Origin of the sequence: Shewanella septentrionalis, assembly GCF_025370265.1 — a bacterium.
GTDB classification, from domain to species: domain Bacteria; phylum Pseudomonadota; class Gammaproteobacteria; order Enterobacterales; family Shewanellaceae; genus Shewanella; species Shewanella hafniensis.
Map to the genome: position 1 here is coordinate 64,647 of NZ_JAMTCC010000006.1, position 23,948 is coordinate 88,594.

At 46.4% G+C, this 23,948-nt stretch carries 16 protein-coding genes, 2 pseudogenes and 1 riboswitch; of the genes and pseudogenes, 8 read left to right on the forward strand and 10 right to left on the reverse strand.

From position 1 onward, the window contains the following. Positions 1-387: 387 nt before the first annotated feature. From NE536_RS04850 to NE536_RS04865, 5 genes and pseudogenes are all read right to left on the reverse strand, one after another. Positions 388-1,539 (reverse strand): RNA-binding domain-containing protein, encoded by a 1,152-nt coding sequence (locus NE536_RS04850; RefSeq protein WP_261271964.1) that lies wholly within the window; start codon positions 1,537-1,539, stop codon positions 388-390. Beyond that, positions 1,518-4,145 carry a TrlF family AAA-like ATPase gene (locus NE536_RS04855; protein WP_342455070.1) on the reverse strand — a complete coding sequence of 876 codons (2,628 nt, stop codon included), beginning with the start codon at positions 4,143-4,145 and terminating at the stop codon, positions 1,518-1,520. The genes NE536_RS04850 and NE536_RS04855 overlap by 22 nt, the downstream gene beginning before the upstream one ends. Positions 4,146-4,181: 36 nt before the next feature. Continuing rightward, positions 4,182-4,277: pseudogene (locus NE536_RS22960) on the reverse strand (hypothetical protein); the annotation flags it as partial. 437 nt (positions 4,278-4,714) lie between these two features. Beyond that, positions 4,715-4,984: pseudogene (locus tag NE536_RS04860) on the reverse strand (GIY-YIG nuclease family protein); the annotation flags it as partial. Between the two features lie 20 nt (positions 4,985-5,004). Continuing rightward, positions 5,005-7,140: a S9 family peptidase gene (locus NE536_RS04865; protein WP_261271966.1), complete on the reverse strand. Its 2,136-nt coding sequence runs from the start codon at positions 7,138-7,140 to the stop codon at positions 5,005-5,007. A gap of 167 nt (positions 7,141-7,307) precedes the next feature. Then, positions 7,308-7,537: riboswitch (FMN riboswitch) on the forward strand. Between the two features lie 189 nt (positions 7,538-7,726). Between NE536_RS04865 and ribB the strand changes: the two genes are divergently transcribed. Together ribB and NE536_RS04875 are read left to right on the forward strand one after the other, a co-directional pair. Beyond that, complete coding sequence (ribB, locus tag NE536_RS04870; protein WP_006083662.1) at positions 7,727-8,380, forward strand: 3,4-dihydroxy-2-butanone-4-phosphate synthase; 654 nt, start codon at positions 7,727-7,729, stop codon at positions 8,378-8,380. Positions 8,381-8,822: 442 nt separating this feature from the next. Then, a complete protein-coding gene (locus NE536_RS04875; protein WP_261271967.1) occupies positions 8,823-12,047 on the forward strand; it encodes an EAL domain-containing protein in 3,225 nt (1,074 codons plus the stop codon). A 95-nt stretch (positions 12,048-12,142) separates the two neighbouring features. On the opposite strand, the gene ftnA is transcribed toward NE536_RS04875, so the two are convergent. Next, complete coding sequence (gene ftnA / locus NE536_RS04880) at positions 12,143-12,679, reverse strand: non-heme ferritin (RefSeq protein ID WP_107946218.1); 537 nt, start codon at positions 12,677-12,679, stop codon at positions 12,143-12,145. Between the two features lie 349 nt (positions 12,680-13,028). Here ftnA and moeA point away from each other — a divergent pair, with 349 nt between their 5' ends. From moeA to NE536_RS04900, 4 genes are all read left to right on the forward strand, one after another. Next, a complete protein-coding gene (gene moeA / locus NE536_RS04885) occupies positions 13,029-14,282 on the forward strand; it encodes a molybdopterin molybdotransferase MoeA (RefSeq protein WP_261271968.1) in 1,254 nt (417 codons plus the stop codon). A 10-nt stretch (positions 14,283-14,292) separates the two neighbouring features. Beyond that, on the forward strand, positions 14,293-15,060 hold the full coding sequence (gene moeB / locus NE536_RS04890; protein ID WP_261271969.1) for a molybdopterin-synthase adenylyltransferase MoeB: 768 nt from the start codon (positions 14,293-14,295) through the stop codon (positions 15,058-15,060). Positions 15,061-15,159: 99 nt separating this feature from the next. Continuing rightward, on the forward strand, positions 15,160-15,822 hold the full coding sequence (locus NE536_RS04895) for a Bax inhibitor-1 family protein (protein WP_261271970.1): 663 nt from the start codon (positions 15,160-15,162) through the stop codon (positions 15,820-15,822). A gap of 17 nt (positions 15,823-15,839) precedes the next feature. Then, positions 15,840-16,097 (forward strand): putative hemolysin, encoded by a 258-nt coding sequence (locus NE536_RS04900; protein WP_261271971.1) that lies wholly within the window; start codon positions 15,840-15,842, stop codon positions 16,095-16,097. Between the two features lie 75 nt (positions 16,098-16,172). Here NE536_RS04900 and rlmF read toward each other — a convergent pair whose 3' ends face one another. Both rlmF and NE536_RS04910 read right to left on the reverse strand, forming a co-directional pair. Next, complete coding sequence (gene rlmF / locus NE536_RS04905) at positions 16,173-17,270, reverse strand: 23S rRNA (adenine(1618)-N(6))-methyltransferase RlmF (protein ID WP_261271972.1); 1,098 nt, start codon at positions 17,268-17,270, stop codon at positions 16,173-16,175. A gap of 58 nt (positions 17,271-17,328) precedes the next feature. Further along, positions 17,329-17,751, reverse strand: coding sequence for a flagellar basal body-associated protein FliL (locus NE536_RS04910; protein WP_012586415.1), 423 nt, complete (start codon positions 17,749-17,751; stop codon positions 17,329-17,331). 116 nt (positions 17,752-17,867) lie between these two features. On the opposite strand from NE536_RS04910, the gene NE536_RS04915 reads away from it, so the two are divergent. Further along, entirely contained in the window at positions 17,868-18,431 is a 564-nt protein-coding gene (locus NE536_RS04915; protein WP_107403199.1) for a chorismate--pyruvate lyase family protein, read from the forward strand. Between the two features lie 95 nt (positions 18,432-18,526). On the opposite strand, the gene NE536_RS04920 is transcribed toward NE536_RS04915, so the two are convergent. After that, a complete protein-coding gene (locus NE536_RS04920; RefSeq protein ID WP_261271973.1) occupies positions 18,527-21,124 on the reverse strand; it encodes an immune inhibitor A domain-containing protein in 2,598 nt (865 codons plus the stop codon). A 316-nt stretch (positions 21,125-21,440) separates the two neighbouring features. Then, positions 21,441-22,034 carry a YhgN family NAAT transporter gene (locus NE536_RS04925; RefSeq protein ID WP_011848195.1) on the reverse strand — a complete coding sequence of 198 codons (594 nt, stop codon included), beginning with the start codon at positions 22,032-22,034 and terminating at the stop codon, positions 21,441-21,443. A gap of 220 nt (positions 22,035-22,254) precedes the next feature. Between NE536_RS04925 and NE536_RS04930 the strand changes: the two genes are divergently transcribed. Then, positions 22,255-23,907 carry a ZIP family metal transporter gene (locus NE536_RS04930; RefSeq protein WP_063881937.1) on the forward strand — a complete coding sequence of 551 codons (1,653 nt, stop codon included), beginning with the start codon at positions 22,255-22,257 and terminating at the stop codon, positions 23,905-23,907. The last annotated feature ends 41 nt before the right edge of the window (positions 23,908-23,948 follow it).

Genomic DNA, 23,948 nt, shown 5'->3' on the forward strand with positions numbered 1-23,948 from the left:
CCTTTTAAGCTTGTTCCCGACTTATGCATTTATGCCACTAACCCCTTGTAGTGGCATTTTTTTAGCTCTCGATTCTTACTTTTTCAGCTCAAAATCAGGCCTAAATTTGATGGCGACGAAATCTTAAAAAATTGATTTATCATGGAATTTAATCGTTAAGCTATTAAGCACTGTCATTCCAGTGACTCGCCGTGAATATGTCCCTATAGGCTCGACCGTGGAATCCATGCCACGAACGGTCACTTCCATGACAGTGCTTAATTCCGCGAGCTAAATCGTATTCTGTTAGCCTTAAACGGCGCCTAAGTGTAAGGTGAGAACCGAGCTAAAAATCTCAGAAGGTGCCATATCTTTGAGCAAGTTAGCCCTCCGAGCAGCGCTCGCTGTTTACTGAACTCGTTTGATAATAGCTTTAAATACATTGCCAGCCTTGTTGTCAATAAATTCAATATCGGGGTAAGCTCTTATCGCCCGTTTTATGCCGCTCCCCAAACCACGATATGGCAACACTTTTGGAGCGAAAGAAGCCAAAATTGGGTTTCTAACGTTTGAGTTGCCCATCTTAATATTTTCTATCGTTAAATTATTAGGCAAGTGACCTGGGCTAACTATTTCAATCCGATCTGTAAACACCAAAACCTTAACTGGTGCAGATACGAAGTAGTCACGATGAATAAGCGCATTGGCAATAAGCTCTTCAAGCACTATTCGCGGTATTTCAGGCTCACCCACAGAGTTGATGCTTTGCTCATTCTGTACATGGCGAATGTTAGACAGCACAAAGCCGAGAACCTTTTGGAACACATCCGAAAGTTTGCCGTTAATATCCTGACTGTCGATGTAATGCTCATCTTCAATATCAACACCAGGGAAAGCGACCGCTTTTACAATAAAAACGGGCAAGCGTACTTGCGGTCTTGAAGCGAATAGAAGAGAACCACAAATGTTTAGTTGACCGTTTTTTGCCAAGTTCATGTTTTCAAGTAATTGAACGCGAGATACTTCTTGGTCTTCAACCCGTTCGCTGTATTCTCTCTCGAAAAATGCGTCAAAAAACTCTTGGTCGATGTCCGCAACTGAACTTCCGCCTACAGGGATCTCATCAGCATGTATCAGTGCTGCTTCTTGAAACATTCGTTGGAGCTCTTCGCGTGCTGTCACTCTGCGTTTATCAGAGCCACTTTTAACCCAGATATACCCATTAGTATCCATGTAAGGCTTGTTCAAACCAGCTTCGACGGTTACTAGCAGCACCTTCCCAGTTGGCAAAGTGAAATTTTGAGTCATTGGATTTATTGCTGGCCTAACGTTATTAGATGCAGCATTAGAGATCCGATTATTAATCTCTCGGATATTTTCGTCAGTCAACCCTGAAATAGATCCATCGTCGTTTACACCAACGAGAATGTAGCCACCTTTAGAGTTGCAAAATGCGGCCATTTCAGAGGCCAATGAGTTCTCATTATTAATGGTGGCTTTAAACTGATGCCTTGAGTCTTCACCGTTGGCAATAATAGCTAAGAGTTCTTCGGTTTCCATGCTTCATATACCTGCTTACGTTTTTCGAAGGCTTCGGCACCGCCTTCCATAATACTAACAATGCGTTGCTGAACTTCAGCACAGTCAATGCTGCCAGTGACTAACGCGATGTGGTCATCTTGATACTCACAGGCTATCACCTGTTCCGCATCACCCAGTACAGGAATATTGGCGTTGTGTGTTGCAAAGATAAACTGAGTAAAGGGCTTGATCTCTCGAATAAGCTTGATGACATCATCATAGATGGTTTGGTTATCCAAATCGTCTTCTGGCTGATCAATAATCACCACATCATTTTCTTGCTGGCTCAACACAAACAGCATCAAGGCAGATGCTCGCTGCCCCAAAGAGTGGTGTGCCAGTGCTTTACCATGATATTCAATAGTGAACACATTAGGGACTTGCCAAGTTAATAAAGAGTTCAAATGTTCTTCAAAGTGCTGCCAAAAAGTATCAGAAGAACCACCAAGTAAGATATCTACTTCTACTTTATCGCGATAGACAGCAGCAAAATCACTAAAACTATTCACCACTCCCTGCAACGTTGCTTCACGAATACGGCTCCCTCGATACAAATCTTGTATGTGCTTCAGCATGGCGGCTTTATTCGCCTTAAACTGCGGCACAATTTTAAGTGGAGAATCAACCCGATTTATCTTGCCCAGCACCTGCTCAATGGTGCGGTACTCTTCCAGCCATAGATCGTTAAGCTGTGCTAATTCACGTTCCAGCGATTGATTCAAATCCGCATATTGCTGCTCGCTTTTGTCTAGCACGGTTATCATTTGTTCGGCTTGATCTAATAGGCTTTTAAGCTGCTTAAACTCCTGTGGGCTAATTGCCTGTGCACCAGCTTGCTTAAGCTCTGTGGCCAGCTTGCGTTCAATCTCCGCGAACTCTTCCTTCAGCGCCTGCTTTTGTTGCACAAAACCAGACAGCTTCTGCTGTAATAGCGCAACAGTATTGTGACCATTTAACACCGTTTGCTTGATGCTATCAAAGCCTGCAATCAACTGCTGATAAGTTTCAAAAAAATCATCAAAAAACACCTGATTCTGGGCAGACTTATACAACGCCTGATTCTTTAGCTCATCCTCAAAGCTGGCGACAAAACTATTGAGATCAGAAAGATAATGCTCGGCACCTTGAATAACTTGCTGCGCTTTGCGTTCGTCGCGGTCAAAATCAATTTGCTTTTGCAGCTTGCTCTCTACACCGTGTTGCTGATAGAACTTGAGCTTAAATACAGCATCTTGCTTTTTCTGCAACCATTCTTGCTTTTGCGTTGCCGCTCGGGTGAGGCGTTTAATCTGATTAATCACATCAACCACACGTTGACGGCCTTGCTCAATTTTTTGCCGAACGGGCACCAGCGCTTCGCCAAGTAGCTTTTCAATCAAATCCTTTTCAAAGCCAGCACCCGTGCTGGAAAGATCTTTCTGGCCAAAATAAATCGGCTGATGCAATACCGTTTCACGTACCGACACTCCCGGTTGCAACTGACCATTCACATACACATCGGGGCGCTCACCCAATATACGGCGAATTTGATAGGGCTGACCGCGGCGGTCAATGGCGTCGATGGTAATTTTTCCACCACTGCGCAGTAAGTGCTTTACTAGACTCTCTTTGTATTCCACATCCGACGACTTATCGCCAAAGGGAATATTCAGCGCGTAACGTACCCCTTCCAACACGGATGATTTACCACTGCCACGAATGCCAATCAGGGTATTGAGCTCAGGCGAAAGGCAAATTTCTGTGCCACCTAAAGTACCAGCCCCTTCAAAGCAGATTTTTTGAATATAAGAATGCTTATAGCTGGGCAACTCGGTCCGGACTCTGGAAGCTTTGTCGCGCAGCGCAAACTTCACCGCTTCAAAGCTGAATGAACCAAGTTTTAGGTAGCTTGCCTCTTTACGGGCCGCCATATACGAAAGGTTCTTGGCATCACAACCTTCCACTTCCGCTGGGTATAAATTACCTAATACCTGCAGAACCTTCGCGCGCTCATCACGGGTTCGCACTTTTTGAAAAGCCAACGCTCTGCGTCTTACTGCCGCGTTATCAAATAGCTCTTTTATGCGCCCTGGTGCAAGGCCGCCCCATAAGCCATTGGGCGCTTCAACGTGAGCAAAAATGAGAAAATAATCTTTATGGAATTTATCTAACTCTCGAACAGAGTCGACAATATCATGGTTCGATCGTGCATTTTCTTGTTCAAAGTTTGCTTGGCCTGCGAATGTAACACTAAGAAAACTTTGGATGTAATTCTCATTCTCTTTGTTATGAAACCATTCATCGGAAAATACCACTAAAGTATGAACACCAGCTTGTCCATCTTTAATGGATAGCTCAATGCCAGGCAACAAACCAATGCCTGACTTTTTGGCATTCTTGCGCAGAACCTTAAATTCATGCAGATCGAACTTATTGTGGTTGGTAATCACACCAAGGCCAATACCAGCGTTAGCTAGCGCCGTGACATACTGGTTTGCATAGTCGTTCTCCTCACCACTATAAGTAAACTCTTTATCGGCGCGAGTATGGAGGTGGAAGTCAGCCTTTAACCAGCGACTTCCATATTCAAAAACTTCACTATTCATCATCAAACTCCTGCAATCCAATCAAGCTATTTCGAGTTAAAGTAGCTTCATATTTAGCTCTGCCGCTTCAAATCTAGGAGTTAAGTTCCTCATTCTACTAAACTCAGCACAGAAACTTTGACTAATTCCTGCACCTTCACAGAACTATTTTGCTGTAACATGATTAAGAACATTCGCATATTTCAACATTTGTAAATTCAACTAAACGCTGGATGGGTTACGCGGGCAGTATTCGGAGCGACTCGAGTATTCTTATAGATTTCAGCTCCATCATTCTACGATGTCCCACTGTTTTTATGTAATTTATATAAAAACAACTAAGTATGAATAGACTAATTAAATTGAACCGAAATATACAAAGATTTTGACTTGCCTTTACTCGGATGCGAGAAAGTGCTCACTATTGCTCTATATTTGTCCTATTGAATAGCAACCGGCACAATTTATCGCTACGACAATTGCTAAATTCTACTACTTAGCAACAGAGTTGGAATATATGTAAGCTTACAGAATACTCTGTGCTTAATCATTGTATTCAAATACCAATGACTTAACCGGATTTTGCTCTTTTATATCGCACTACGATCGACAATATCAATCAACGCCAGCTTTTGAGCACGACTCAGCTTTTTAACTGCTATTTCACGGCGCAGTGCATCGCCGTGACTACCAACCTGCTCTTGATACATCAGCGTTAATGGACCTTTACCCCGCAGATACTTAGCGGATTTGATGCCACCCGACTGATGCTCACTAAAGCGTCGCGCTACGTCAGTGGTGACGCCTGTGTATAAATGCCCGTTGGCGCAGCGGACTATATACAAGTACCAAAGGGCTGATTCGGTCACTTACGAATGACCTACTTCGCCATACCTAACAGACTCAAGAAGAAGGCATATTCTTGGGCTGTGTCTTGGTATTGACGATAACGTCCACTCTTACCGCCGTGGCCAGCTTCCATATCCACATTGAATAACAACACCTTATCATCCATCTTGTACCACTTATTCTGTACATCGCGCAGTTTAGCGACCCACTTGGCGGGTTCAAAATACTGCACTTGGGAATCATGCAAACCTGTCGTCACTAACATGTGTGGGTATTCTTGCTCGGTGACATTGTCGTAGGGCGAGTAACTCAACATGTAATCAAAGTAAGTTTTCTCGTTCGGATTGCCCCACTCGTCGTACTCATTGGTCGTCAATGGAATCGACTCGTCCAGCATAGTCGTCACCACATCAACAAACGGTACATGGGCTGCAAGGGCGAAATACTTGTCCGGCGCTTGGTTAGCAATTGCGCCCATCAGCAAACCTCCCGCGCTGCCGCCAGAGGCGACGACCTTGTTTTTATCGCCATAACCTTGTGCAGTTAATGCCGTTGTTACATCGATAAAATCATTGAAGGTGTTTTGCTTATTCAACAGCTTACCGTCGTCATACCAAGGGCGGCCGAGCATTTCAGAGCCGCGCACATGGGCGATGGCATACACAAAACCACGATCGAGCAGACTGATAACGGATGAAGAAAAGTCTGGTTCAACTGTATAACCGTAAGATCCATAACCATATTGATACAGAGGGTTAGTGCCATCTTTCTTGAATTTATCTTTGCGATACACCAAAGAAACGGGCACCTTTACGCCATCACGAGCGGTAATAAATACACGTTCGGCACGATATTGGCTGGCATCGAAGCCGCCTAAGACTTGATCTTGTTTCAATAAATCCCGTCTATCAGGATTCACCAGCGAATATTCGTATACGGCTTCTGGCGTTGTCAGGCTGGAGTAGAAAATGCGTAACTTATTGCTGTCTTGCTGGGCATTAACATCTAAACCCATCACATAGGCAGGTTCATCAAAGCTCAGTTCGAAAGGCTTTTGACCATTGAACGGCATCACTTTAATTCGCGTCAGGCCGTTTTCGCGGGTCTGAATAATCAGATAATCCTTGAGCACTAACTCATCTTCGATACGGGCATTGGGATTATGCGCAACCACTTCTTGCCACTTCGATTTATCCGCCGCATCTTTGATGGCAACTTTCATCAAACGGAAGTTAGTCGCCTGCCAGTTGGTGAGAATGTAATAAGTATCACCCAGCTTAGACACACTGTATTCGTGACCTTCTTCCCGCGCTAATACTGGCTTGAATAAACCTAAAGGCTCGCTGGCATCGAGAATAGACACTTCACTCGTCGTGGTGCTTTCTTGGAACAACACAATTTGCGACTCATCTAAGGTTTTGCCGAGTGAAATATAAAATGAATCGTCTTGTTCTTCATACACTAAGACATCGCTCGATTGCTTAGTGCCCAGCTCGTGGCGATACACTTGATAGCCCAGCAAGGTTTTTAGATCTTTGGCGATATAGAACACATGCTTGTTGTCGTTCGCCCACACTACGCGACCTTCAGTATTTTCAAGCACGTCGGTGATCATGTCGCCTGAAGCCAAGTCTTTAAAATAGATGTGATATACACGGCGGCTGAGGACGTCTTCGCCAAAGGCCAACATGGTTTCATCTGGGCTCACACTCGCGCCGCCTAAACCATAAAACTCATGGCCCTTAGCTCGCTCGTTAACGTCGAGCATCACTTGCTCAACGCCATCGGCGCCTTTACGGCTGATTAACGGATATTCGCCGCCTTCTTTATAACGACTGTAATAGCTGTGCTGGTGCCATTGGTACGGCACACTGGACTCATCGGCGACTAAGCGCTCGGTTAATTCTTTAAAAAGGCCATCTTGTAGCGGCTTTAAGGGTTTAAAATAGGCCGCAGTGTAGCGATTCTCGGCTTCGAGATGGGCCAACACTTTAGGATCTTTGCGTTCATCGTCACGCAGCCAATAGTAATCATCGGTGCGCGTTACGCCATGCAAGGTCATCACATGGGGAATTTTTTCAGCAACTGGGGCGGGTACTTGCCCTTTTGAGGTCGAACAACCGGATAACAACATGGCAATACCTAAAGTTAGCAGCAGAGATCGCATTTATACGTCCTTGTGACGTCCATAACGACCGTCGCAGAATGCAACGGCAAATAAATTAGCATGATAGTGGTCAGGTGTGCACTAGCGCAAACATTGAACGCGAGAAGTTGCCATTCGCGGTAAATAAGAGCAACATAACGGCGTTTTTGAGCGCAAACGGCTCAAAAGCAAATTCTCAGGGCGGGGTGAAACTCCCCACCGGCGGTAAATGGGTAACGCTAAGTGATTATTTAACTGAGCATCCCCAAAGCCCGCGAGCGCCCGAAATCACTTTCGGGGTCAGCAGATCTGGTGCCTTAGATTTTGCCGAGTGCAAAACTGACTATTCCAGAGCCGACGGTAATGGACTGTGTGCTTTAATGGCGACAGTGCTGAGTCCGGATGGAAGAGAATGTAAGACAACATTGTGGTATTTAAGTGCAACGCGCTTGTGTATCGCAGTGTTAGCCTCATGTTTTGCAATAACTTCACCCCAAGTGAAGCGATATTGCTACAGCAAAATCGAGCCATTAGGTTTGATTAAGTTGTATTTCTGCACGCCCTGATTCTGGATATTCCAATGTCGTATTTTTTAAGGATATTAACCATGAATCAGTCTTTACTTGCTCCTTTTGGTACTGCTATCGAACGCGTTGAAGCGGGTCTTAATGCCCTGCGTCAAGGCCAAGGTGTGTTAGTGGTCGATGACGAAGATAGAGAAAACGAAGGCGATTTAATTTTCGCTGCCGAGACGCTGACGAACGCCCAAATGGCCATGCTCATCCGTGAATGTAGCGGTATTGTTTGCCTGTGTTTACCCGATGAAAAAGTCAAAGCCCTCGAACTGCCTGCTATGGTCGAGCACAACTCGAGCCAATACGGCACGGCTTTCACTGTAAGTATTGAAGCAACTGTCGGTGTAACGACTGGGGTTTCTGCCGCTGACCGCGTGACCACCATTAAAGCCGCGATTGCCGACAACGCTAAGCCAAGCGATCTCGCTCGCCCTGGCCATGTGTATCCACTTCGCGCCCAACCGGGCGGCGTGTTAACTCGCCGCGGCCATACCGAAGGCACGATCGATTTAGTGCAACTCGCTGGCTTAAAACCCGCAGGTGTATTGTGTGAAGTCACTAACCCAGACGGTACTATGGCGCGTTTACCCGAAATTATCGCCTTCGGTGCGCTGCACAATATGCCAGTGCTGACGATTGAAGACATAGTGGTCTACCGTAAATCGTTATTGGCTAAGGTCGGTTAAGTCAGACTTCAATGGCCTAAACTTAGGTCATTAATTTAAGACGAAGGGACGTTTCGCTGCGGCAAACGTCCTTTTTATTGGGCTTTATTTGCAGTCCAACATCGCTTAACCCACCGGTTATACCATTCCCTGAATCAACGCCCATAAGGGCAATAAATAAAGCCATTCTTTCGAATAACAAAATACTGTGTCACATCACAGACAAATGAAATGTTTGTTTGATAGGCAAAAAATACACTAATAAAAATAGTTGCTTAGCTCGATATATAACAATCTGCTTAATTTCGTGACCTAGATTAGATATCCATAAACTAAAGGTCGCGGTGACTGGCCGCCTATGTTAAATATTCTCACCCTGTGCCTAGTTCCATTTTCAACTCAAGTTCAACGTGATGACGTTGAATTTCTTTTTTGACTAGGCGAACGAGTGGAGTGATCTTTAATGCCGTCAGCGCTACACCACCTCAGTTTGAAGCAAAAGCTCATTCTGTTTTCGCTTGTCCCCCTGTTGATGATGAGTTTTTTTATTCTGACTCGCATGCATGGCTTAATAAATGAATCACACTCGGCCAAGCACAACCATCTTGCGGTGCAGGCGACGGTACACATCACCGAATTACTGTATCAGTTGCAGAATGAATATGGTCTGAGCACCAACCAACTGCCCACCGATAACGCGCTAGTCACGCAACAACAGGCGACCTCCAAAGCTCTCGATACGTTACTTAACAGTGAACCTTTAGCCCACCTCAGTGAGTCGCTCGATCCTAAGAGTATTGAAGCCAGTCAGATGAACGCATTATTAGATGCCATCACACTCACAGGCCACAGACTCGCCAACGCACGTCAAACTCTTGCGAGCGAAACACAAGGCTCGTTTAGTGATCTCTATAGTCAACTGCACACTCAGCTATTACAGCTCATTCAACTATTGCAGTTACAAACCAACGAAATCAGCCAATCCCGCGCCTATACCGATTTAATAAACTTGCTGATGGTGCAAGAACTCGCCGTAAAAGAACGTAGCGCGATCAATCATTTGCTGCTCAGCGACTCACTCAATCTGAATGATTACCGCACCATAGGCTCCTTCATGTATGAATATGGCCGAGCTGTGATGCACGCGAGCAGTGCCGCGATTTCCGATAGAAAATCGTTACTGAAAAACCTGCAAGATTCGCCAGAGAATCAACTTATTCTGCAAATTAGCCAACAAATCGAGCAACAAACCCGCATTAGCGCACTGGCACAGAATATTAATGCCAACTTAGGTTACGGTGGCTTAATGGGGAGTTTTCAGGACTATCTGCTGAAGGGCGATGACGTTTCACTGCAAAAATTTAATGATGCGCTGGCGAACATTCACCTCAACTTAGATGAACTCAATCACGAAATTCGCTTTCTCCCCGAATTTAAGTCGGCGCTGAAAACCATTGAGGACAGCGTAGATCAATACCAGTTCAGCATGGTCAAGCTAAAGCAACTGCGGCAGCAAGGTTTGCCGATGGCGGAAATCAACGCCATCGCGCAAGTCCCAGCCAGTGAGGACAAGTTAAGCCAAGCGATGACACAGCTGTTAATGCCGCCACACCCGATTGACAGCCAAAAATGGTGGGCACTTACCACAAAGCGTATCGAACAACTGCATCAACTCGCCAAAGACATCACCCAGACCATGGCGCAGCAGAGCGAGTTTCAACAAAACCAAGCCCTGACCTTCCTCGGCCTGTACTTGTTATCAGCCCTGTTCACCGCAACCGTTACACTCTGGCTCGGACAGAAGATCATTCGCAACTTTATGGATAAAATCACTAAGATTGCTAATGACATGCAGCAAATGGCGGAAGATCCCAAGCTCAATATCAATATCCGCGTCTCAGGTACTGATGAACTCGCTCGCATGGCCCGCGCCATGAACCGGATGATCAGCGAACGGCAGAAGGCGAACCATGCGCTCACCCGCGCCGCTGCGGTATTTGACTATTCTGCCGAGGGCATAATGGTGACTGATGCCGACAACCATATCGAACTGGTCAATCCGGCATTCTGCAATATTACTGGCTATACATTGGAAGACGTGAAAGGCCGCAGTCCATCCATCCTCAGTTCTAGCCGTCATTCGCAACACTTTTACACCACCATGTGGGAGTCGCTGCAAACAGAAGGAAAATGGGAGGGCGAGGTTTGGAATAAACGCAAAAATGGCCAAGTGTATCCCGAGTATTTAGCCATTACTGTGGTGCGAAATGAGCAGGGGCAAATAATCCAACACATTGGTTTATTTATGGATATCAGTAAGCGTAAGCAATATGAGCAAGATCTTTGGTATCAAGCCAACTTCGATGCGTTAACGGGACTGCCTAATCGTAAGTTGTTTAATGAACGCCTGCAGCACGAAATCCATGCGGCGCAGCATGACTCACGCAAACTGGCGATTCTGCTGATAGATTTAGACCAATTCAAATACATCAACGATGTGCAAGGCCATGCCACAGGCGACTTATTACTTAAAGATGTGGCCAAGCGCTTAGAAAGCATTGCGGGTAAAACCGACTTTATCGCCCGTATCGGGGGGGATGAATTTGTCCTTATTTTACCGCGACTAACCAACGAGCTTGCCATCGAACACATGGCAACGCGTATTATCGAAACCTTAGGCATACCATTTGACTTAAATGACCGCGAGATCCAGATTTCAGCCAGCTTTGGTATCGGCGTCTATCCCGAAGATGGCCTCGATGTCAGCTCACTCACCCGCAATACCGAAACCGCCATGTATCAAGCTAAAGATGCGGGACGGAACAATTTCAAATACTTTACCGCGGGCATGAATGAAGCCATGTTCGCTCGGATGGAGTTAGAGCAACGCCTGCGCCGCGCCGTAGCACAAAATGAATTTGCCCTGCATTATCAACCCATAGTAGATATGCAAACTGGAGTCGTCTGCAGCGTCGAAGCCCTTATCCGCTGGCAAGACCCTGACTTTGGCCTGATCCCACCGGATCAATTTATCCCGCTGGCCGAAGAAACCGGACTGATAGAACCTATGGGCGAATGGGTGCTCAACCAAGCCATGCATGATTTGAGACAGTGGCAGAAAAGTGGCTTAAAAATCAATGTTGCGATTAATGTTTCCGGTCGCCAATGCATCAACACCCGCGGCATGGGATTCGACCAAGTGCTGCAGGAATGCTTTGACCGCCACCATGTAAACCCACGCAATGTGCATATTGAGATCACTGAGAGCATGCTGATGGGCGATGCCAGCCATTGCTTGAGCACGCTAGAATCGATTCGCCATTTAGGCTCGCAAATCTATATCGATGACTTCGGCACAGGTTATTCTTCCCTGAGTTATTTGAAAAAATTCCCCATTTCAGTGATTAAAATCGACCGTAGCTTTGTGGAAAATGCCCTCGAAAGTAACGCTAATGCTAACTTAGTCAAAGCCATCGTCATGATGGGGCAAAGTCTCGAAATGGAGTTAGTGGCCGAAGGCATAGAAACCGAAGCCCAGTGGCACTTCCTGCGGGATCTAGGTTGCCACTTCGCTCAAGGATATTTGATCTCTAAACCACTGCCCTTTGACGAGATCACCCCCTTGCTGCACATCAAGCACACAACACTGCTCAACCACGATTACCAAGATAGGTGCGTGAATATCTAAGATGCTGAAAGCTAGCAACTAATAGCAAAAAGAATTGAAGAATAAACAGCAAAAAAGCAGCCTAGGCTGCTTTTTTTGTAACGAATAAAACGGATTTACGCCTGTGGTTGGCCTTGGCCGTTCATTATGCTTTCGCCGCCCTTAGAGGCTAACTTAGCTAAATCTTTATCGATAAAGAACAGTGCCTTACCATCTTCACCCACTAAACGTATCTTATCGACAATCGACTTGAACAGCTTTTCTTCTTCGTGCTGCTCGGCAACATACCATTGCAGGAAGTTGAAGGTTGAATAGTCTTGATTCGAAAAGGCTGCATGGGCCAAGGCATTGATCTGACTGGTGATCAACTGCTCATGTTCATAGGTGAGTTCGAACAACGCCAGCAGCGAATCAAACTGTGATTGTGGCGCTTCAATCGCCCCTAACAAAGGTAAGCCACCGGTTTCACTCACATAAGTGAACAAACGACGCATATGGCCCATCTCTTCGTCCGCGTGCTCGCGCATAAACTTAGCTGCACCTTCAAATCCCTGATCTTCACACCAAGCGCTCATTTGCAGGTATAAATTTGAGGAGAAGAACTCCATATTAATTTGTTCATTCAACTTTTCGATCATAGTGGCTGACAGCATAGTAAATCCTCTTTTGCATTCGAACTGAATCATGGGGCACATTGTCATCAAGGGGGTCGACAAAAGCAACAAAATTTACCTTTAGATTTTTAGCTAAGTTAATGATTCATTGATAAAAATGATTTTCATTTGTCCAGCGACTCGCGTTCAGCCTTTGGCTTAGTGACATAAATTGCACCACTGCTTGCTAGGTTATCATCCAAAGTGGCAGGAAAAACTGACTGGCCTATCACAGAAACTCACATGCAAATCATAGCCATCACCGATCACCGTGGCATAATAGCCAGTCATAATCAGGTGGAAATTCATTCAGCGTCATCACGACCCATTGCATATAAGGCAGACCCTCATGTCCGTAACAGCCGATCCTTGTTCGCAACCTAGCTTAATGCATCCAGATCAAGCTATTCCCCTTTTGCTCGAACAAGTTAGCCCAGTGTCAGACACAGAAGTCGTATTGCTTCCCCATGCTCTTGGCCGCGTCCTTGCCGAAGATCTCGCTTCCTGCATCGACCTGCCACCCTTCAACAACTCCTCAATGGACGGTTACGCCTTCCGTTTTGTCGACTTGAATACGCAAACCAATCGCACTTCATTACGCCTTATCGGCAGTTCCTTCGCCGGCCATGGTTTTGAAGGTGAAGCCAAACCTAATACTTGCATACGGATCATGACGGGCGCGCCTGTGCCTGCAGGTTATGACACAGTACAAATGCAGGAAGAAGCCGAAGTTGAAGGTGAGTTTATTCATATTCGCCACCCTAAGGCGCAAGGCGCCAATGTGCGTTGCCGTGGTGAAGAGCTGACCCAAGGCACTAAAGTGCTCAGTGCTGGCATTCAAATTGGCGCAGCCGAGCTAGGCGTATTGGCGACTATTGGTGTCAGCCAAGTGCGAGTCTATCGCCAACTTAAGGTGGCGTTTTTCTCCACGGGTGATGAACTGCGTCCGGTTGGCAGCGAACTCGCACCGGGACAAATTTACGATTCGAACCGTTATTCGATTCAAGGTTTACTCAGTCGCGCTAATGTGGAATGGCTCGATTTAGGCGTAATCGCCGATGATCCTGAAGCCATACGTCAGGCATTTCGCCATGCCGCCAGCCAAGCAGATATGGTGCTGACCTCGGGCGGCGTGTCGGTCGGCGAAGCTGACTTTACGAAACAAATTCTCGATGAAGAAGGCAAAATCACCTTCTGGAAACTCGCCATCAAACCAGGTAAGCCCTTCGCCATGGGCAAAATTGGCAAGGCAGTATTCTGTGGTTTACCGGGGAACCCCGTGTCTTCTATGGTGACGTTTTACAAACTCGTTTGGCCAATACTGAACAAGATGCAGGGTTTAACCCCAGTTGCACCTTTGATGTTAGACGCTACGCTCACCACGCCAGTGCGTAAACAACCGGGCCGCGTCGAATATCAACGGGGCATTTTAAGCCGTAATGCACAGGGCAAACTCGAGGTTGCCATTACTGGTAGCCAAGGTTCTGGCATGTTGACCTCAATGAGCCTAGCGAACTGTTTCGTTTTATTGGAACAATTCCAAGGGGATACACCCGCTGGCACCCAAGTGACGGTCGAGCCCTTTAACAGCGTGCTCTGCTAGGAAAATCTCCATGAATGTGCCTGACGATATTCTCAGCGACAGTGAACTCTTAAGATACAGCCGTCAGATCTCCATCAAAGCCATGGATATCGACGGCCAAGAACACCTAAAACAAGCGAAAGTGTTGATGATAGGTGCAGGCGGATTAGGCTGCGCCGCCAGCCAATACCTCACAGTTGCAGGGATTGGCGAGCTGACCTTGGTCGATTTTGATACAGTTGAACTCTCTAACCTGCAGCGCCAAGTGCTGCATCAAGATGCCAATGTCGGCCAGCCAAAAGTCGAATCGGCCAAACAGAGCCTTAGTCAGCTCAATCCCTTCATTAAGATCAACATTATCAATGCCGTATTAGATGATCATGAGATTGACGCCCTTGTTGCCGATCACAATCTAGTGCTCGACTGCACCGATAATGTCAGTGTGCGCGAACAACTCAATCTCAGCTGTTTTAAGCATAAAGTGCCCTTAGTGTCAGCTGCGGCAATTCGGATGGAAGGCATGGTCACAGTGTTCGATTATCACAGCGAAACACCTTGTTATCATTGCTTTAGCGCCCTATTTGGCGAGCAACAACTCAGCTGTGTCGAGTCGGGCATCCTAGCCCCTGTGGTCGGCATGATAGGTTGTTTACAGGCGGTTGAAGCCATCAAGGTCATCACTGGCATGGGTAAAACCTTAGCGGGCCGCATTTTAATGATCGATGCGATGACGATGGAGTTTCGTGAGATGAAACTCCCGAAACACGCGAAATGTAGTGTTTGTGGTACTCAAGCTTAAGATATTCTCGCTTGAAAAACAGCTTTACTTGCCTTAAGTTAGCCCGACGCTGGTGAGGCTAAACGACCAGTTAACATACGGAAATAAAAAGGAAAATATATGGATTCGGAAAACAGTGTATTTGATCGCATGACCACAGACGATCCCATCGTTGGCGCTGGTATCTACAACCTCGTTATCGGCCTCACGCTGATTTGGGGTTTTGCCGTTAACTATTGGATGGTCACCAATATCGACCCAGAAGCGATTGCCAGCGTGAATCCTTGGATTTTCTTTATCGGCTATTTTGCCTCCTGTTTTTTCGGGATTTATCTGTTTCAAAAATCGAGCAATCCCGTGGTCAGCTTTATTGGCTACAACTTTGTAGTCGTCCCCTTCGGCTTAATTATCAATATGGTAGTCAGTCAATACGACCCTGAATTAGTGACGGAAGCCATTCGCATTACTGGCCTAGTAACCATTGCCATGATGTGTTTAGGCACACTCTTTCCCGCCTTTTTCCAAAAAATTTCCGGCGCACTCACGATTGCTTTGTTGCTGGTTATCGTAGTCGAGCTAATTGAAGTGTTTATCTTTAATACTCACCACGGCATTTTAGATTGGATAGTGGTGCTGATTTTCTGCGGGTATATAGGTTACGACTGGGGACGGGCGAATCAAATCCCTAAAACCATAGATAATGCCATCGATAGCGCTGCCGCTTTGTATATGGATATCATCAACTTATTCCTACGCATTCTGCGAATTTTAGGGCGTAAATAAGTCACCAAGGAGTGTCTATGAAAGTCCTATTACCGTTTACTGCAACTTTACTGCTGGCAACTGTGGCACTCGTGGGTTGCGGCGAAGCTGAAAAACCTGCTGCGCAAGTTAAGATTGCTAATCCGGCCTCTGAGTATTGCATCTCCCAGGGTGGTAGCTTAGCAATAGAGAAAACCACCGAAGGTGAGCATGGCATCTGTACCTTGCCAAACGGTGAAGCCATGGAAGAGTGGGCGTTATTCCGCCGTGATCATCAGGAAGAAAAGCCGCAGTAACAGTGGTTCTTTTTACCTTTAAAAAAACAGGCGCCAATAATGGCGCCTGTTTTGTTATTAAGTAAACTGAAAATCTTAATTGGCTAAGTGTTCTGCGCGCCAGATTTTGCGCTTAGCGGCCGACTGAAAGCTCCACGCTAAGACCCGCGTAATTTTATTGCCTTGCTGCATTTCAATCGTCTTCACTGTATCGACGTTCAACTTTGCTAAGGCTTGATAACAAGGTTTCAGGTTTTCTTGCTTCGACACTAGGCTAGTGAACCACAGGCATTGGTCTGCAAACATCTGACTCTCGCGGATCATGGTCGCCAAGAACTGTCGCTCTCCACCTTGGCACCAAAGCTCTGCCGCTTGGCCGCCGAAATTCAGCTTAGGTGCAGCCTTTACTGAGCTCCCCCGATTAAGCTGTAGATTATTCACCTTGCGCTTTGTACCTTCGCTCGCCTCGGCCATAGAGGCATGAAACGGAGGATTACACAGGGTTAACTCAAAACGTTCTTCGGCTTGAATAATTCCCTTGAAGACCGCCTTGTCATCAGGCTGTAATCGTAAACTTATCAGCCCTTGCAGCACTGGATTTTGCTCGATAATACTCTGCACATTGGTGAGTGAATGGGCATTGATATCCGAGGCAATAAATTGCCAGCCGTACACTTGGCAGCCCAATATGGGATAAATGCCGTTCGCGCCAGTGCCAATATCTAATACCCTCGCCTTACTTATGGCACATGACTTATCGCCTTCGGCTAACAGATCTGCCACGTAATGCACATAATCAACGCGTCCGGGAATAGGAGGACATAACGCTCCTTCAGGAATATTCCAAGAACCAATTCCATAGTGATGTTTGAGTAGCGCCGCATTGAGGGTTTTAACTGCCAAGGGGTCGGCAAAATCTATCGATAGCGCGCCATAGGGCGTGGGCCGCACAAAGGTTTTCAGCTGAGGGAATGCAGCGATTAGCGCCGGAAAATCATAGCCATTCAAGTGGGCATTACGCGGATGCAGGGCTTTTTTGATTTCAGTTCTGGCTCTGTCTTTGACTGGCTTTGCTCTGCCTTTTCCTTCAGGTTTCGCCTGCTTGGGTGCTTTAGCTTTTTGGCGGGGGTTCGCTGCGCGGGTTGCAGTTTTCGCAGTCGCTGATGGAACGGATTTCACGGCAGGTTTTGACATAGCAGCTCTTGGAACGCAGTGGGCCGACTTAAGTCAGCCCATAGAATAAGACAATAAATTAATCGTACAAATAAGAGGTAAAGAGTAAGTTTACAATCAAGGCCTTGCCCGCTTCTTTGGTGAGCAGATTATTGACCATATCGAAGCACTCACGACGGATTTCTTCACGGCCAGTGAGTGACTTAATCTTTTCTTCCGATTGATTACCCAATACTTCAACAATCGCGGCGCGTAATAGCGGATCGTGACGCTCAACTGTGACCAAATCATCTGGGCTCTTAACCATTAACTCGACGCTGATCTTCACAAACCCTAATTTCTTACGGTTAGAAATGTAGTTAGTGACGATTTCAGGCTCAAAACCATAGTAGGCGTACTCACCCGTAGGCGTCGCTGCAGGTGCCGCTTCTTTTTCATCGGCCGCATAAACACTGAAAACACTGGTAAACAGGATCAGACAGACTGAGAGTAATTTTTTCATAGCGGCTTACGGCTCCCTAAAAACAATAATGGTAATGGAAGAAACTTCCCAATCTATCTGCTCGCGTCGCGACATGCTAGACTGCCGACGTTTGCCTATATTGTAACGAGTATTTAATGAATGTGACTAGCTTAAGCTTCCCCTATGGTGAATCTATTCAGTGGTTTTGTGCCGGAAGCGCTAACAAACTCCCCAAATCGCCCTTGAAAGAATGGTTACTTGCCACTGGCAGCCTAACGCAAAAACTCAAAACTTGCTGCACTCAATTTGAAGTCAAAGTCCTTGGCGAAGGACTTCATGCGCCCTTAGATGGCGAATATCCCCAGCAAGGCTCAGTATGGATCCGCGAAGTGTTACTTTGCCTCGACTCAATCCCTTGGGTATTTGCCAGAACCTTGATCCCCGAAAAGTTAATGGCCGAGCGCCAAGCCGATTTCCTTGGTCTGGGCACCCGCCCCTTAGGTGAACTGCTGTTTAGCCAAGATCATTTTATCCCTGGCAGGATTGAAGTCGCCAGTTTTGAGACCTGTAGTCGCCTCGCGCATTTAGCCGAAAGTTTAGATCAGAGTGTCGAACATGAACTCTGGGGACGCCGCCGCTATTTTCATCACGGTGAACACGAAATGATCGTCAGTGAAATCTTTCTGCCTGCGGCCGAGCAAGCTATCCGTAAGTTATGAATCCGAGCTTTAGCCAAAGCTTGCTTTAATGACTGATGACAAATAAAAATGCCTCTAAATTAGAGGCATTTTTGATCTGCTATCACGCGATTAACTTAGCGAATATTTAACTGGCGACGCCAAGTCAATAAGCCAAGGAAAGCAAGGCTCAACCAACCTAAACTACCACCGCCAGAACTCTCATTCGCCGGCGGAGTCACAGGAGGTGTGACAGGGGGCGTAACTGGTGCGGTAACAGTCACTGTCAAACTACTAATATCCTTAGTATTTTGCGCATCTGTCACTGTAAGCGTCACAGTATAAGTGCCCGCCTTCGCATAGGTATGGGTTGGCGACGCCGCTGCACTTGTGGTGCCATCACCAAAATCCCAAGCGTAGGTTAATGCTCCCGCACCACCATTGACATTACTGGTGAAGTTTACAACTAATTGATTGACCGCATTAGTAAAGCTGACTTTTAACGGCACTACAGCATCAGAATTTGCATTTGCTAACCGAATAACCGCTGTGCTGTTATTACTGGCTTGCGATAGTACCTGCATCGTCAAACCTAACTGCTGCAATACCATACCTGACTGGGGTTGTAGCGGCGCACTGTAATCTAGACTGTCATCAAACAGGCTGACAGCATCGCGATTATTGTCACCTGCATAGAAGGTTTGTTTTACTGTGCTAAAGGCTGCATCGCGGATCTGCTCGTCAGTAGAGCGAGTGCCAATCAGGTTTTGGTCAGCATCAATCACGCCAATCAAGCCATGCCCAGCATGGTCCGAGACATTATTGTCTCTGTAGCCAAAATCTTCTAACCAGACTAATACACCAGGATCAAAACTTGCGGCTTTTAAACCAGCATCAACACCGTTATGGCTGCGTAACTGGATAAGATAACGAGATGTCGCACCAGGACGTGAGTCTTTAATCCGGCTATAACCGTAAAACGTCACTTTATCTGCGACTTCAGCGTTATCACCATATAACTCAGTGGTATTTTGTTTAACACTGATGTTATCAATAGTGATCCCTGACTCTGAGGTATAGTCATCGGTGACATAATTGATCTCGACAGCAATCGTTTTTCCAGAATATGCAGATAAATCATATTCTAACGTTACCCAAGCATCATTCCCTTCCGCCTGAGCAATCGCAGACGATTCGCCAGTAATAATATGACGAGCGCTGTTTATCCCATTGTTAGACTTAGTGTAATTACCCGTAATAGCCTCACCATCCACTTTCACCTGCATGTAGTCATAGTTAGGCTCAATACTCCAACTAGCCTTCATGCTCAAACTAAGTTTATCCGTCGTTACCGTAGGTAAATTGACATTAAAAATCATGCTGTTATTCAGCATATCCCCTTGACCAGAATAATACTGATAACTGCCCTGATAAGGTGTTTTAAAGGGGATTGGCGTTGGAGGAAGTGGAATAGAGACTTGGTTAACCGCCTGATGATTAACCGCTTCATTCAAGGTCACATCCATGCCGGATTTAGGAATACTATCTAAGCTGATTTCACGTTCATTCAACCACTTACCTTTATATCTTTCCTGTAGATAAGAACGCGCATAGGGACTAAAACCACTCGGCTGGGCACCAGCGATAGCGCCAGCCCAACTACCTCCAGACATCAAAGACCATAAACCCACAGGCGAGCCGTCTTTATTGGGGTTATCAGTAGTATCGTATTCATCTGGCAGACCTAAATCATGGCCAAATTCGTGGGTACATACGCCCGTTGCCGCATCGATAGGCTGAATGGTGTAACCGAATACTTTTTTGCCCGTACCAGGAAGCGCATAGCCATTGGTTGCTTGGTCAACGAAAAATCGATGCGACCAAATTGCACTCGCGCCTAAAGCTCCACCACCGGCTTCTTCACCTATGCTAGAGTGGAAAATCATCACATGGTCGATAATGCCATCGGGCTCGTTGTAATTACCGTTGTTGTTAAAATCATTTTGATCTTCAACATCATAGCTAGCCAACTCTGCTGCAGACATATTCGCGACAGCTTGAGATACGGCTTCTTTTACCAGTTGCATCACCTGCGCATCGCTGCCAGAGTCAGGATCATTAGCACCATAGTATTCGGCATTTTGATTAGCGGTATACCAACCCTTTACGTCCCCAGTGAAGGAGAAAGTTTGCCCAGAAACCGCTTGATAATATTGATAGCCCGAATCTAAAGTCTGCCCCTGTGGACCTTTAAATCCCGCAGGCGAAAAGAGTAATTCCTTGTAGTGGGACACAGGATAACTCGGGTAATACATGGCTGTATCGCCCGCTTTCAAGCCATTGTTATCATGTTTTAAATCAGGGAAATCCACTAATACCGTGAGTACTTTAACGGTTTTTTTTACATCCGCATCAACCAGTAAACGCTGTGCAGGTGATCGCATCATTTGCGATGACTTAGCTCTTTGCAGTCGCGCATGTTCAGCTTCAACTTCGATGCGCGGCGCCTTAGGTTGAGTCAAGGTGGCACGATGAATATACGCTTCTATCGCTTCCTGCTTTACGCTATCACTGGCATCGGCGGCCACTTCGCCACGTTTAATCAACCAATATAAAATTCGATCTTTATTAATCACACCCGCATCAGCAGGCGTATGATTCGGAGCCGCAATACTCGCGCCGCTAATCAATGCCAACATCAGTCCAAACGCTGTCACGCCTTTTGCACTTCGCATTTTTAACATCCTTACTGTAACAGCCAACGCCATTCTATTTATTAAGACTAGTGTCTCTTTGTATTAAGACAAATTTGCCTTTATGAGTCATCAACTCAAGGTTTATCTATCTCAAGATAGAGAGACAGAGTTTTTGACATTATCAGCACTGCGCTGAAGTAACAACTTGATACATTACTTCGCTGGCACGATTTACACTTTTGTCAGCGTTTATTCAGCAAACCTCTATGCTGAGTGCATTCCAGCCAAATCCCAGCCATAAAAAAACCGCATTAACAGCGTTAATGCGGTTTCGTTTTAAGCGAGCGAAATAAGTTTAGCCGGCGGTTTTTAGATAATTTGAAATACCGTCGAGGAACATTTGTACTGAGATCATGACCAATACCATGCCCATCAAACGCTCAACCGCAGTGAGGCCTTTTTCACCCAACACACGGGTGAAGAGTTTATAAAACATTAAGATCACTGCGCTTGCCCCCCAAGCAGACACTAATGCTATGGTCCAATCGCCCATGCGTGAGCTATCGGTATGCGCCAGTAGAATCAAAGCGGCAAGAATCGATGGACCTGCCATCAAGGGAATGGCCATAGGCACGATAAATGGCTCTTCTCCCGCGGCTAATCCAACGACACCGCCGGGTTGAGGGAAAATCATTTTAATCGCGATAAGAAACAGAATAATCCCGCCCGCGATACTCACAGATTCAGAGCGAAGATTTAAGAAACTTAAGATGGCCTCACCCGCATAAAGGAAAGACAGCATGATCACTAAGGCGAAGAGTAACTCGCGGATCAATACCTTACGACGTTTCTTGGGATCGATATGCCGTAGAATCGACGCGAAAATCGGCAAATTCCCCAGGGGGTCCATGATCAAAAACAACATTACCGCAGCAGAAAATATATCCATTTAACGTATCAACACCCAAGCCAACATAAGCCCATATTGTATAACCTTTTCTCGGCTTAGATCTGAAAATTTCTCCGCAAAATGGTCAAAGTGAATAAAATTCGCCCCAGAAAACCCCAGCGCAAAATGTCAGTTTGGTAAATTGCCAGCAAGTCACTGCTCACTTTGCCTTACAGCTGGTATACTATGGCGTTTTTTCAGCAAATTTTCCGTGGAATCCATGCTCTATCTTCTTGCTAGCTGTATCGCACTCTTAATTGGGCCACTGTTTTATCGCTACTTTTCATCGGGCAGCGGATTACAGAAGGGGCTCGATGGCTTTATATTCGTCTCATTAGGCGGATTAGTGCTGATCCACATCTTGCCAGAGCTACTGCAGCATGGCGGTTTGTTAGCCGTAGTCTTTGTATTCCTAGGTATCTGGGGACCGACCGCCAGCGAACGCCTTTTCCACCGTTATTCAGAAATCACCCATAATCTCACCTTGTCCCTAGGGATTGGCGGCTTGCTACTGCACACCATCACCGACGGTGGCGCTATGGTATTGGCGCAGCAAGACGGCAGTTCGATCTTACTTGCCCTCGGGGTCATTATGCATCGCCTCCCCGTCGGCCTCGCCATTTGGTGGTTACTCAAACCTCAAGTCGGCACCCGCTGGGCTAGCTTAGTGCTGGTCGCTATGATGCTACTTACGGGTGTTGGTTACTTTGCAGGCGAGCAATTAATCACTCAGCTCAGTTTAGAAAATACCGTTTATTTACAAGCCTTTGTTACCGGTTCGATTTTGCATGTGGTGCTACATCAACCCCACGGTCAGCACGATACCGACAAGCAAGGCAAATACGAGTACCAAGCGGGTATCGGCAGTTTGCTCGGCATAGGCTTGCTCGTGATGCTGCTCTTGATGGATTCTGGCGGCCACGAACATGCCCACCATGATCACAGCACAGAACAATTAATGACTTGGCTACTGACACTCGCGCCCATATTACTGCTGAGCTATGGTGCGGCGGCGCTGCGCTTTAAATTAGGTCTGACACCGCAGGATAGCAGCTTAGCCCGTCGCTGGTTCCAACGCTTAGCGGGGCCCGAAGCTCTCGTCATCACCGTCCTGTTACTCGGTCCTTGGCTAGCGTTATTCCAGTTACTTGTGGTCTTTATTCTTAGCGCTTATTTAAGCCACGCTAACGTCACTATTACCGATCCACATACCAAATTACCCAGTAATTCCCTACGTTTCGGCTTTGCACATTTAGTCGATCGCAGCGCACCGTGGATTTTACTCAGCCTAGTACTAGTGAATTTAATCGGCCATCCTTCAGTGCCATTAAGCAATCCGCTGCTGCAGGTTATAGTGCTGTTACTCGTATTCTTACCTATGCGTTTCTGCAACTTAGGCGCAGCGGTACTGGCTCTTGCACTGGCCTATAGTGGCTGGAGCCCTATCGCGATTATGATGCCGCTGATTGCCGCACCTGTGCTTAACATAGCGCAGCTTAAGTTAATGACATGGCCGCAAAGGGCAATATTACTGAGTATTATTGCGTTGAGTTTAGTCGCAGCACTCCGTTTGCCACTGTGGTTCTCCCTGTTCACTTTGCCGGAAGTGGTGAACTTAGTCGCGCTACTGATCCTGTCGGGATTATTTGCCGCCAGCTTACTGCGCTTAGGCCCACGTAAATTTCTACGCCGCTTAATGCTGAGCAAACCAGCAGCTCATGCGCATGGCCATTCCCACGCGCATGCACATAGCCATGAACCTAGCGCTTCGCACACATCTGTGCAGAGCACTGCTGAAACGCCTAGTGCCCATGATCATTCCGATGAACATACACACGATAAAGCAAAAGCAAATAAGCACTCGCACCACTAACACTGTTCATTTATGAGCAGACAGGCTAAGTTAATCTACCT